This window comes from Idiomarina sp. UBA4520, assembly GCF_002388365.1.
GTDB lineage: Bacteria > Pseudomonadota > Gammaproteobacteria > Enterobacterales > Alteromonadaceae > Idiomarina > Idiomarina zobellii.
Map to the genome: position 1 here is coordinate 53867 of NZ_DGMK01000010.1, position 13245 is coordinate 67111.

At 49.9% G+C, this 13245-nt stretch carries 6 protein-coding genes; 3 read left to right on the forward strand and 3 right to left on the reverse strand.

What is annotated here, in order from left to right:
- Position 1: 1 nt before the first annotated feature.
- Positions 2-2290, forward strand: coding sequence for a DUF2357 domain-containing protein (locus tag B3850_RS03495; protein ID WP_286871645.1), 2289 nt, complete (start codon positions 2-4; stop codon positions 2288-2290).
- Here B3850_RS03495 and recD read toward each other — a convergent pair.
- The 3 genes from recD to recC are packed head-to-tail and all read right to left on the reverse strand — an operon-like array spanning position 2287 to position 11329.
- Positions 2287-4191: an exodeoxyribonuclease V subunit alpha gene (gene recD, locus B3850_RS03500; RefSeq protein WP_286871643.1), complete on the reverse strand. Its 1905-nt coding sequence runs from the start codon at positions 4189-4191 to the stop codon at positions 2287-2289. The two genes, B3850_RS03495 and recD, sit on opposite strands and share 4 nt — an antisense overlap.
- Positions 4188-7877 (reverse strand): exodeoxyribonuclease V subunit beta, encoded by a 3690-nt coding sequence (gene recB, locus B3850_RS03505; protein ID WP_286871641.1) that lies wholly within the window; start codon positions 7875-7877, stop codon positions 4188-4190. The genes recD and recB overlap by 4 nt, the downstream gene beginning before the upstream one ends.
- Entirely contained in the window at positions 7874-11329 is a 3456-nt protein-coding gene (recC, locus tag B3850_RS03510) for an exodeoxyribonuclease V subunit gamma (protein WP_286871640.1), read from the reverse strand. The genes recB and recC overlap by 4 nt, the downstream gene beginning before the upstream one ends.
- Before the next feature lie 107 nt (positions 11330-11436).
- On the opposite strand from recC, the gene B3850_RS03515 reads away from it, so the two are divergent.
- Together B3850_RS03515 and B3850_RS03520 are read left to right on the forward strand one after the other, a co-directional pair.
- A complete protein-coding gene (locus tag B3850_RS03515; RefSeq protein ID WP_286871637.1) occupies positions 11437-12051 on the forward strand; it encodes a LysE family translocator in 615 nt (204 codons plus the stop codon).
- 84 nt (positions 12052-12135) lie between these two features.
- A complete protein-coding gene (locus B3850_RS03520; RefSeq protein WP_286871634.1) occupies positions 12136-13245 on the forward strand; it encodes a diguanylate cyclase domain-containing protein in 1110 nt (369 codons plus the stop codon).

A 13245-nucleotide genomic window follows, 5' to 3' on the forward strand; every position in this document is an offset into this window, starting at 1 on the left:
CATGCAAACACTGATCACGGTAAAAACACCGGTTTGGAATTTGGCGGTAAAGTCTAGCCAAACCCAAAGTCGGCTGAAACAACTCGAGCAGGCATTGAGTGCTAGAGGAAAGGATATCCCTTCCTCAGCGGTGAAGTTGTCATCCGCTCAAGCAGGCGAGTTCTCTGTTTTTAGCAATGACGAAAAGTGCCATCAAGCTGACTCTAACTTTTTACTGAATAAACCTATGCTATTTGAAAACTCGACCTATGGATTTGAGTTTTCTTTTAAAGCGGAAGCGCATGAAGTACCACCGCAGATAACGCATGACTTAAAATCACTGTCCGAAGCGTTTAACCACTCGACGTTCGGCGACACCCATGTATTGTGGGGTACCTTGAATACCGGTAACAGCTTAGGCTGGCTAAAACTGCCTCTTTGTTATCAATTGGCAGGTCAAAGAGAACAAACCGATACGGTCAGCTTCGAGGTTTTCCCCACTAAGATGGATATGCGAGATGACTTAACGTCCATTATTGATCAGCTACAACATCCTTATCGCGATTGGTGTTTTACCTTAACGGAAAAGACTAGCCATGATGCGCAAAACAGTACTGAACGTAGTCATTTCCCTGTGATGTGGCTCAATCACTTTGAGCATCTAAGAACTCAGTTTTACGATGGCATCAAACGCATATCCCATTCGCCACACGCTAGACTACTAAAGTCGACAAAACATTTAAAAGCCGATCGTCTTAAAGGCAAGTTATCCACTAAACTCGAACGACAAGTTAAAGAAAACCTAGCGCAAAAACGTTATGACACACGCTACGCCGTCGAACAAAAAAAGTTAAAGGTTGATACGCCTGAAAACAGGTTTATTAAGTTCGCCATTCAAACTCTGGTGTCTAAACTCAAACAGGTAAGCCTTGATGCTGAATTAGTCGATCCAGAAAAGGAGATTTTGTCAGAACACTTTTTTAGCAAACTGAAATTGTGGCGCGAACCGTTAAAAAAGACCTTAAATGCGCCATTATTTAAGGAAGTCGGCGACTTTAGAGGTTTAAAAACGGATTCGTTAGTACTGCAACAGAAGTCAGGATACGCAAAAGTATATCGCGCCTGGCAAGAGCTTAAGTTGTACCTGGATTTATTCGGAGACGATGCTTCAGTAGCAGTGCGATCTATCGCTGACTTATACGAAGTTTGGTGTTACCTGCAGGTCACTCAGATTGTCGAAGAGCTGGGTTTCGAAAAAATCGAACAAACAGCGCACCCAAAGCTTAAACGAAAAGGGCTTCGGGTTGAATTTGTTGATGGACTCGGCTCGTCACATTTGTTCGAAAAAGGCGATGTGCAAATACGGGTTGCCCATGAGCCGAAAATTTCTATAAGCAGTACTCCCTACAAAGCATGGACCTCGATGCAGAAACCCGATATTTTTCTTGAAGTATCCATTGGTGACCAAGAACGTCTGGTTTGGGTGTTTGATGCAAAATATCGTATCGACCGTGATAGAACTGATAAAGATTGTGTGCCTGTTGATGCCCTTAACCAAATGCACCGGTATCGTGATGCACTCATTTATCAAAAAATCGATAGCTTAGGCAAAAACAAGACTCGGCCCGTTTTTGGGGCTTTTGCCTTGTACCCCGGTTTTTATGACCAAGACCCTGAGAATCTCAAAATTAACCCATACTGGGATGCAATTAACGAAGTTGGCGTTGGGGCGTTTCCTCTACTACCCAGCACCGCAAACGATACTGGAAAAGCCTGGTTAAAATCATTTCTAACCGATCAATTAGTGAACCTATTGAATGATGAGAGTACTAGAGATATTGATAAGTACTTCTTCCAAGAATCTGCTCGGATAAATCAGACTGGATTAACAAGTATTCGCCACACCGATTTGGCGCTTGTCACTTCAACTGCCACTGATCAACGAAACTTGGGCTATTATGATGCCTTTCTAAATGGCTCAGCCTCGGTTTTTCACATGAAGAAAAAGGCCTCTACCCGAAAGTACATTATCGATAACAAGATGAGAGAAGCCAAATTTATCATCATTGCCGCTCCAGATAAAAGGCAGGGCAACAAACTAATAGCCAACTATGTCTGGCGAGTCGAGTCTATTGAGGAGGTTGCGGGGCAAGCGTTGACCGAAGAAATTACTGGCACCGCTACGAAAAAGCGCGATGAAAAATATTGGCTATTCAAAGTCAGCCAGCCACAGCCTCTGCCGCAGCCGCTGACTGACTTTGATCAAAAGCATCATAATTTTAAGTTTATGCCTCTTTCTGATCTGCTCTAGACGCTAAAGGTTAAATCCCGCCCCACCAAACTCAACCGCTCTTTAGCCCGCGTAATACCGGTATACAGCAACTCTTTGCTCATCACTGGGCTGTCGTGGTCGGGTAATACCATGACGGTGTGTTTGAACTCGGAGCCTTGGGATTTGTGCACGGTCATGGCGTAGACGGTTTCTATGTGGGTTAGGCGGCTGGGGAGTATCCAGCGTACGCCGTGCTCTTGGTCCGGAAAGGCGACGCGCAGATGGCCATGTTCCGGATCTTTTAGGGCGATGCCAATGTCGCCGTTGTTGAGCTTTAATCCGTAGTCGTTTTTAGTGACCATAACGGGGCGGCCTTCGTACCAAGTGTTGGCGTTAACGCCGAGTATGTCACCCACTTTTTGGTTAACGGCTTTCATGCCCCAGGGGCCTTCGCGCAGGGCTGTCAGAATTTGAAAGTTGCTTAGGTTTTGCAGGGCTTCGCGGGCGAGTTTGTCGGCGGAACCAGCGTCGATGTTTGTAGTGGCTTTATCGTTGACGGCTGCATTGCTCCTGACGTGTAACGTCAGGCTACCCCTGATAAGAGCTTCGAAGGCTGGGTCGTCTAGGCTGCTGACTTCATACAGGCTAACGGGGTAGTCTTCATCGGCGGCTTTGGCCTTTTCAATTTCTTGCTGGGTGGCAGCGTCATCCTGGCGGTTAATAGCGTTTGCCAGGTCGGCAATAGGGCCTTTAAAGCGATAGCTTTTGCGGAATTTAACCACGTGTTGCAGGCGCTGCTCGCCATTGTCATTGATAAGCTCTGACGGAAATGTTGGTGTGTCAGCAATGTCCTGCAGCCACTTAGCGGTATCGCTGTGGTAATGTCCTTCGTCGGCACCGGCGCATAAGTTACCGAGCACGGCGCCAGCTTCGACCGATGCCAACTGGTCTTTGTCGCCAATGAGTACCAGCCGCGCATGCTTCGGTGTTGCTTTTAGCAATGCGGTCATCATTTCTATGTCTATCATTGAGGCTTCATCGACAATAACTACATCCGTTCGCAACGGGTTTTCTGCATTGTGTTTAAAGGCGCGGGAATTGGGTTTCACGCCCAATAATCGGTGCAGGGTTTTCCCTTCGGGCTGAATCGAAAGCAGTGCGTCTTTCAGACTAGAGAGTTTGTCGTTCTGAACCAATTGCTCCAGCTCATTTTCAATGGATTCAGTCAGGCGCGCTGCAGCTTTGCCGGTCGGCGCCGCCAGTGACACTCGCAACGGTGGCAAACCGAGCGTTAACGCCTGATGCTGCAATGCCGTCAACAAGCGCACTACGGTATAGGTTTTACCGGTACCAGGCCCCCCCGTAATGACACTAAACCGATTCCGCACGGTATTGGCACAAGCGACACGCTGCCAGTTAATATCGCCATTTTCGGTCGGCGCAAACAGCTTAGCCAGCGTACTCTTTAGTAGCTCGTCGTTAATAACCGGCCGGTCTTGCATGCGCGCCTGAACACTTTGCTCAATAAAGGTTTCGTACTGCCAATAGCGGCGTAAATACAAGGTGTGTTCGCTGAGCACCAACGGCTCGGTTCCGTGACCGTTCACATCGACGCATTGACTGGCTGCCAGTGCGTCGGTCAGGTCTAATCCGTATTGCTTAAAAAGCTCACTTGGTAAGGCGCAGTCCACGGCATGTCGATTCTCTGGTGGCAGGTTCAGCAGCGCTTCCGGGGCATCCATCAAAGCCTTTAAATCAACTTGCGTATGCCCACGACCGGCTTGATGCGACACGCAGCAGGCGGCTAATAAAACCGCATCGCTGCGCTCGCCCGCTTGCTGCAAAAACTCGACAAACGCCAAATCAATAGAGCGTATCCAGCCGGCATCCCGCCACTGACTCAGAGCTTCAAACAGGGTGTGGGTAGTTACATTGCTCATACTGACTCCTTGTCTTTGACGCTTTCTCCGGCAAATAGGCTGTCCAGCTGCTCTATCAGCTCTTTCGGTGGTCTGTCACAAAATGCGCCGCCGGTTTCGGCTCTGTGGCCGCGTAAAAAGAGATAAACTGCGCCGCCAACGTGGGTGTCGTAATCGTATTCATCGCCCAGCCGAGCTTTTAGCAGACGGTGCAATGCCAGCGTATAAATCACGTATTGCAGGTCATAACGGCTGTGCAGTATTTTCTCGCGCATGGCATCCTCGCTGTAGGCATGGTCGTCTTCACCCAGCCAGTTCGACTTGTAGTCCGCAACGTAGTATTTACCCTTATGCTCAAAGACCAAGTCGATAAAGCCCTTTAACATGCCATTCAGCAGGTTAGGCTCTAGTGCAGGACGCTCGTAACCGGGTAATGTGTGTTGTTGTACCAGGTTATCCAGTCTTTGTGCGTTAACGCCAGTGGCGCCAAACCAAAACTCGGGTTCGGCTTTGTACTGCTGCAACTGGCTAAGGCTAATTCTGTCGCCGTTAGCGTTCAGCGCAAACTCGGTTTTTAGGTACGCATTCAGCCATTGTGCAATGCTCTGCTCATGCTCCTGCCACAAAGGGCTGACACAAAAACGCTGTACGAGCTCAGTGCGCTCGGCGGTATCGTGAGCAATTACTTCAAAGCCCTGGTTCGCCGACTCTTCCAGTAAGTTATGCAAAAAGGTACCCGGGCCAGCGCCTTTAGGTAAGTGGTGAATGCTGTCCGCACTCGGCTCTGCCGCACTGGCGACTTGCTCGTCCTCGTCTTCTCGCTCATCCAGCAAGTTCATTTCGTCGGGCGACTGCGGTGCCTGTGCACTTTTCGTGACCGCGCCCTCATACTTAAGCGCGCTGTAACTAGCCACCCACCAACGTTCAAGTTTTCGGCCTGCCGGCATCGTTTTAGGCGTCAACTTAGGCGTTTGCTGCTCCTGCTCTAGAGCACGAACCAGCGGCTCATCATCTTCCAGGCGTGTCACCTGAGTATGCGCGCTCTGCTGCCAGCGCTCATTAACGACATTGTAAAGCTCGTCAGACAACGCCGCACCGCCGTTCAACAAGTAAAACAGCGGATTATTACGATGCTCGCTCATGGCCTCCAGCGCAATGAAGGTGGCGTACTGTGCACGGGTCACTGCGACGTACATTTTACGTAAATCTTCTGCGAGAATTTCGTCGCTTAAACGCTGTTTGTTGTCGTCGTCTTTGGACCAGAGCACTTGCAGCTCGCCATTTTTATCGTGATAAACCGCTGGTGGCTTTATGCGGTGGGTCTCCGACTGGGTATAAGCCACAAAAGGCATAAATACCAGCGGGTACTGCAAACCTTTGGACTTATGGATGGTGATAATTTTTATCAGTTCATCGTCACTTTCCAGGCGTAGCTGCTGCTCGTCACTTTGCGTGCGGCTGTTGCTACCAAAGCCGTGGCGTTCATTCACTTGTTCCGCGAAGTGGTTCACTAACGCCGGAATGCCGTCTAAAACCAGACTTTGTTGTTGTAGTAATTCGGCAATATGAAGCACGTCTGACAGCTGTCGTTCGCCATGAATGCGGTCTTCCAGTAACGTCGCCGGTACCTGATGGTCGTGCAACACATTGTGCAGCATAGCCAATACACCCTGGCGCAACCATTGGTCGTGATAACTTAAAAACTGCTCTACACGCGCTTCCCAGGCTTGTTCGTTACTGTGAATATGCTCCAGTTCAGCAAACGGCAGCCCTAACAGCCTCGTTGCAAGGGCGCTGCGAATAAGCGACGGGTCACGTGGTTCCGCACAAGCGCTGACCAGTGCCAGCAAGTCTTTCGCGACACGCTGCGCAAATACCGACTCTCGGTCTGACAAATAAACGCTTTTGAGGCCACGGTCACTCAGTGCTTTTTTTATGGCATTGGCTTCGCTGAAGTTATTCACCAGCACGGCAATGTCGCTGGTTTTCACGCGCTGCTCCAGCACGTCGTCTTCATTGTAATAGCCGGCTTGCGGATCATTCAGTAACGACGCTATTAGGTTGGCATGGTGGTTCGCCGCTGCCCTGAATACGGTATCTTTATTGCGCTTCTCTTCACTCGATACCGACCACAGAAGCGCCGGAGCGGTTTTTACATTGCTGGATAACAAGCAGTGTTTGAACGTACGCTTCAATCCATTGGCAGCCACGCGGTTAAAAGGCAGCTGGTTGTCGCCTTCAGTTTTAAACAAAAAGGCACCGCGGGGTAGCTGCTCCGCACGTTCAAACAGCGCATTTACGCTATCAACCATTGCCTGCGACGAGCGGAAGTTTTTCGCCAGATTATAGTGCCGACCTTCGGTGTCTCGACGTGCTTTTAAATAGGTATAAATATCGGCATTTCGGAAGCTGTATATGGCTTGTTTCGGATCGCCTATAAGAAAAATACCGGTGCCGGGGTGCGGCTCTGCCAGATTATAAATGCGGTTGAATATCTCATACTGCACAGGGTCGGTGTCTTGAAACTCGTCCACCATGGCTATGGGGTATTGCTTACGAATAGCGGCCGCCAACGCTTCGCCGCCAGGGCCTTTTAACGCATCGCGTAAGCGCGTGAGCATGTCGTCATGCCCCATTTCTGCACGCTGATTTTGCAGTTCAGAAAAGCGTTTATTCACCCAAAATGCAGCGTGTTGTTTTACCTTTGCCAGTTCTTGCGTTTGCTGGACTTTGCTTTGTTTTAGGCGCTCCTGCAACTGACCTAATACGTTCCAACTGTCCGGCATGCCGCCCAGTTTGGCCTCAGCAAACTTTTGTAACTCATCTGCGCTGATATTTTTCCAGTTTGCTGCCGTGGCGTGCGGCTCAACCAACTCAGCATCCGCGCACCAGTCGGCAAATTTCTGAAATTGCTTAAGTTTGGTGGCAGTGCCTTTGGCTTGCGATGTTTTATCAATCAATTCGCCGAAAATAGGCGCAACTTCTTGCTTTATCACGGCTATTCGTTGCTTATGTCCGCTTTCTGCACCGCTTAATAAGCTTTGCAAGTCACCCTCAACCGGTGCCTGCCCGCTTTTGCTTAAGCTGTAGGTCAAACCTAACACGGCTTCAGGCGAGGTAAAGTCTTCCAACAATTTTTCACTCAACTCGGCATCGGCCGGGTAGATAAAGCGGCGGAAATAATCCTCGGCGGCTTGTAAACGCAATTCCTCATTGTCGGTTTCGACGTCCTGACTGAATAAACTGCCGCTAGCAAAGGCATGCTCTTTCAGCATGGACTGACACCAGCCGTGAATGGTTTTAACCGCGGCTTCGTCCATCGACTGTGACGCTAAATCCAGTAATCGCGCTAAGTGTTTTAAGTTCTGCTCTTTCGCTACGCAGTCTTCGCGCAAACTGGCTAAGAACGGGTCACTGTCGACCGAGTCCGGGTCACGAAAATACGCGGCGGCTTCAGCTAAGCGTGCCCGAATGCGATCACTCAGCTCTTCTGTCGCGGCTTTGGTAAAGGTCATGACCAGAATATTCTTGGGTACAAGCTCGCGCTCAAAGGCGGTGTCCTGCGTGCCGTGACCAATGACTAAACGCACATACAGTGCGGCAATGGTGTAGGTTTTACCGGTACCGGCGCTCGCTTCAATCAGGCGGCTGCTATTCAGCGGAAAGTCGAGCGGGTTCTCCAAAGTATGCGTCGTCGATTGGCTCATGACTTGTCCTCCGGCACCATGGTTAAACGCAGCGGGTCGTAGAGTTCATTTAAAAACCGGCGGAAATGAGGCGACGTCATAATGGCCTCGTAAGTGTCGGCAACCCGGCCGCAGTAATCACTTTTTGTCACTATCGCCGGTGCATTAAAGCCGCCTTCTTCGTATTTCTGCTGGGCTGCCTCATGCGCCAGCGCTTCGTCGTTGTCTTTTTTATCCAGGGCGTTCAGCCAGGTTAAGGCAATATCCAAATGCATGGGTTGTGGTTGCTGCACAGACAATGCCACCAGCTCAAGCAGTTGCTCGAGTTGTTGCAGCGCCAGCTCTGCCGGTATAGCGGCGACCGGCAACTGACAACCCCCTTTGGAAACTATGAGTAAACGGGTGGGTTGCTGCAAATTCAACAGCATTAAGCCGATGTAATACGCACTGATATGTTTCCAGCCACCGTCTTCAACACCGCCCTTTTTAGTATTTTTTGCGATTTTACTCGCTGAAGTTACCACCCACAGCCGCTCGCCCTGCTCATTGGTGTGTAAGCCGGTAATGGTGTCGTCGATAATCAGGCCGTTATGCTCGAAGCCTACCTCAATGGGGAACTCGTTAAACTGGCTGTAGCCGGTAATACCCTGCTGATAAGAGCCCAGTATTTTGTCGGCTTGATCAAGCAGTTCCAGGCCATTTTGCTCGGCAATAGCGCCTATACCTAGCGCGCCCTCGCGGTTGATTCGATTCAGCTCTTTTAACAAGGCCGCTTCCGTGCCCCCGCCTTGCAACAAGGCACGTTTACCACATTCGACCAAACGCGTAATTAGCGTCCAGCTTTGCAGGTTATCCATAACGAAGGCTTCACTGTCATCCAGGTCTTCGCTTTCGCTGCCGAAATAGGTATCGAGATGCCAGTTAAAATAAAGCCGCGCGGGCTCTTCGATAAAACGTTTTATGTCGTTAATGCTGAGGGTGCGTTCGACACTTTCCGGTCTATGCTGAGACGCTGTTGAGTGGTTGTTTTTAGCACCACCATGCGCCAGCGCCCACTCACTTGCGTAAGTGAAATACCCCGGCTGCCCCTGACTAAAGTAAGCCGTGTTAAAGGGTTGCAGCTTATGTTCTACGGTCAGGTTGTTAACGTTAACACCCCAGCCTTGCTGAATATGGTCGCGCAACTGTGCGACTAATACCGACGGAGTGCGCTCGCTGTTATCTTTAGCGCTATACCCGACCCAGCTCAGATAAAAACAGTCCCGCGCCGACAGCATTGCTTCCAAAAACAAATATCGATCATCGTCACGGCGGGAGCGGTCGCCCGGACGATAACGATCTGTCATCAAATCAAAGTCCACGCGCGGCACCGAGCGCGGGTAGTCACTTTCGTTCATTCCCAACACACAGACGTATTTAAAAGGAATGGCACGCATGGGCATGAGCGTGGCGAAGTTCACTGCGCCGGCTAAAAACCGTTGGTTAAGGTTTTGCTGGTCAACACGCTCCAGCCACGCGTCTTTAAATATCGGCAACCGCAACAGCGATTCGTTATCGGCTTCAATACCAATATCCCGTAACTGATACAGCTCATCACTAAGCTTGGCTAACAGTAAGTGATCACTATCGTCTTCGGTATCGAAGAACTGCTGTAACAGCCACTCGCCATGCAGCACCCAGTCCGTCAATGGCTGCGCAGTTTGGGTGCGCTGCCACCATGACTCGAGCGCGCGTACTACATCCGCCAGACAACCGACGAGAGCAGCGCTAAGGCCCGATACTTCGGGATAAGGCTCAACCTCAGCCCAGGGGGATGAATGATCTACTTCAAGCTCGCCAATGGCATAGCCTGCAATCATGCGTTTAAGCGCAAACCACCAGCTGTTTCTTTCCTCCGCCGGCGGCATATAAAACTGTTCACGCTGCTGACTGTTCAGGCCCCATCGCGCACCGGCCTCTCTGACCCAGCGTTTCAACTGCGGCAGGTCGTCGTCATGGATATCGAAACGCTGCTGAACTGCCGGTACCGACAATAAATTGAACAAATCCGTTTGGGTAAAGCGCAGCTGGTCCGCCTGCAACAACAACTCCAGCGCTATCATTAACGGCCGCTGATGACGCTCCCCCTGGTCTGCGATGGTATAAGGAATAGCGCGCGGGTCACGCTCGCCGTCGCGATGGTGATAACGCCCAAAGACGGCGTCGATATAGGGCGCGTAGGTGTTCACATCAGGCAGCATCACCATAACGTCACGGGGCTTTAAATCCGGGTTGTTCGCAAATGCATCCAGTAGTTGGTCATGCAGTACTTCGAGCTCTCGCTGTGGGCTATGACAGACATGAAACTGCAACGACTTGTCCGTTTTAGCCGGTGTCGACCAGTGTTCCCGCGTTTCCTGAACGGGTCGCAGATTTAAGATATCGTCTTGTAACTGACCTAACAGGTGATGAGTGTCGTGAGGCTCGAATAATTCCAGCTTTACGGTATTAAAGGCTTCCTGCTTGGCGAGGGTTTCGTCGTATAAATCGAGCAGACGAATATAGTCTCGACCTTGCTTGCCCCATGACGCCAGCAGCGGGTGCGCCAGCTGATGCAATTCATCATCGTCTGGCTGCTCAGGCAGATCAGGCTTATGTTTAAGTCGAGAAGAAGCTTTAACCGCCTCTCTCAGCGCTTCTTTGCCGTCAACAATATCGGCCCAGTGAAATTGCGACGGGTTGTGCACACATAACAAAATCTGCGTGTAGCCTTTTATGGCATCCAGCACTTGCAACATTTGCTGCGGCAGTGACGAGATACCGAACACAACAACTCTGGGAGGCAAGCCTGCAGGGCGTCTCTGCAATGCCTTTGCAGTATCAATAAAACGCTGGTGCAGCTCAGCCCGGTTGTTCCAGTAGTCATCAATGCCAATGTCGTTACTGACAGCGCGCCAGAGTTCCGGCTGCCACAATTGCTCGGCTTCAAGCGGCTCATTGTTTTCCAAAACGCCATGACCTTTAACCCAGTTGTCGAGCCAGTCAGCGCGATACACCGCGTATTGATCAAACAAATCGGCTAAACGCCCACTGAGCTGATAGAGCTTGCGCCCGTCGTTATCGTCCGAAGTGTAGTGCTTCAGCGGCGCAAAGTGCGGGTTTTCGGCAATAAGATCGGGTAATAAACGCATTAACCGCCAAGTCAGACGGTCTTTATCAAACGGAGAGGTTTTGGGTATGTCATCACCCAGTACGGCACGATAGGCCTGCCACTGAAAGCGCGCGGGCAAGGTCACATCGACCATGGCAGCAATGCCGCTGGCTTGCGCTAAGTTAATTTTAAGCCACTGCGCAATACCATTGCTCTGTACCAGCACCGTTTCCTGCTCCAGCGGAGCCAGCGGATAATTTTGAGTGAATTTGACGGCTACATCCGTTAAATCTTCCAAACGGTGTCCGTGCGCGACAATAAAGCCGGGGGTTAATTCACTCACTCGATGCTCTCCTTAAAACCGGTTCCATGAAATTCCATGGTATCGTATATTTTTAAAGACACCAGTATAAGACGTTATGCGTCAATTTATGTCGCACAAGGAATGCTATGGAAATTTTTATCGCGGTATTTTTCTTTGCGTTTTCAACCACGATTACGCCAGGCCCCAACAATATAATGATCATGTCTTCTGGTGTGAACTACGGCGTAAAGTCCAGTTTGCCGCATTTCCTCGGTATTTGTTTGGGTTTTCCGGCGATGGTGTTGGTGGTCGGTATGGGCTTTGGCTCGGTGTTGGAACAATTCCCGTTGCTGCACCAAATGATAAAAATTGCCGGCACGCTCTATTTGCTGTGGCTCGCCTGGGTGATTGGCTCACAAACGCCAAAGGCCATAGAGAAGGGTGACCGTAAACCACTGACATTTTGGCAGGCGGTTCTCTTTCAGTGGGTTAATGGCAAAGCCTGGGTCATGGCGACCGGCGCAGTCGCCGCATTTACCACCGTAGCGGGTACACTCTGGTCTGAAGTCATGGAAATAACCGCTGCGTTTTTGGCGGTGGCCTTTCCTTGTGTTGGTGTTTGGCTTGTTGCTGGTGCTGGCTTGCGTCAACTACTGATCAATCATACGGCGCAGCGCATTTTTAATGTTTCAATGGCACTCCTGTTGGTCTTTTCCGTATTACCGGTCGTATTTGATATTTGGACGTTTTACACAGACTGAATAACTCTTTAAATAACACAAAAATAACATTTACCTTGTGTTGTGTCTGTGCTTAACTGACAGTGTCAACGGTCGGAAGGATTCATGGACGCCATAAATACTCAAGTTACTTTTAATCAATTAATATCTGAGCTTTCGTCTCGTTTGATTAACAGCGAACCAGCAGAGACCTACGAATGCATTGAAGAAGTCATTGAGGCATTTGGCAGCTATGCCTGTGCTGATAGATGTTATGTATTCGAGTTTGATGATGCTATTGTCAATATGACCAACACGCACGAATGGGTGCGGAATGGGTTTGAGTCGCACATTGACGACTTGCAGTCTGTCGGTATCGATGATCTTCCCTGGTTTTTCAATGAAATAAAAACGCACCAACTGTTCATTGTTAACGATGTCGAATTACTTCCTCTCGAAGCTGATGCCGAAAAGCAAGAATTCCGGCGCGAACACATTAAGTCCGTTATCTGTGTGGGCATCGTAGCGAAGCACCAATTACTGGGTTTTGTCGGCTGTGACAGGGTCCAGAAAAAGCATCGGTGGACACCGGAAGAAGTTCGCTGTTTAAAATTGGTCGCCAATATTATTGCCAATACGCTAGAGCGACAACGAACCTACGCAGAGCTTATTCATACTCAGCGTGAACTGGAAAAAGCCAACCGTCTTCTTCATGCCCAAGTCTCTCAGGATGGCTTAACCGGCATTGCCAACCGCCGTGCTTTTGACGAGCGTATCCACAATGAAATTCAGCGCTCAATGCGAGAGCAGTCAGCACTGTCTCTACTGATTATTGATATTGACCATTTTAAACACTATAACGACCATTACGGACACTTACAGGGAGATCAGGCTCTTAAAGGGGTCGCCAATGCCCTCTTTGATTTATTTCAGCGTAATACCGACTTTGTGGCTCGTTACGGTGGGGAAGAGTTTGTTGCTGTAATTTCAGCGACGGACAGGAAGAAGACAGAAGACAGCGTTAACCATTTGCTTGAGTCCGTTAGAGCCCTACAGATAGCTCATGACGCCTCAGGTATAGCTCCTTACCTAACGATTAGTGTCGGCGGCTATATTCATAGCCCCGAAACCGACGAAGACACCGATGCGCTTGCCGAGAAAATGATAGCCAAAGCAGACTCGGCGCTGTATCGCGCCAAGTCTGACGGCCGAAACAGAGGGTATTTAGATGACTAA

Excerpts from the sequence above, each read along its gene's own strand:
- B3850_RS03495 (WP_286871645.1), top strand. The coding sequence starts at position 2 with ATGCAAACACTGATCACGGTAAAAACACCGGTTTGGAATTTGGCGGTA.
- recD (WP_286871643.1), bottom strand. The coding sequence starts at position 4,191 with ATGAGCAATGTAACTACCCACACCCTGTTTGAAGCTCTGAGTCAGTGG.
- recB (WP_286871641.1), bottom strand. The coding sequence starts at position 7,877 with ATGAGCCAATCGACGACGCATACTTTGGAGAACCCGCTCGACTTTCCG.
- B3850_RS03515 (WP_286871637.1), top strand. The coding sequence starts at position 11,437 with ATGGAAATTTTTATCGCGGTATTTTTCTTTGCGTTTTCAACCACGATT.
- B3850_RS03520 (WP_286871634.1), top strand. The coding sequence starts at position 12,136 with ATGGACGCCATAAATACTCAAGTTACTTTTAATCAATTAATATCTGAG.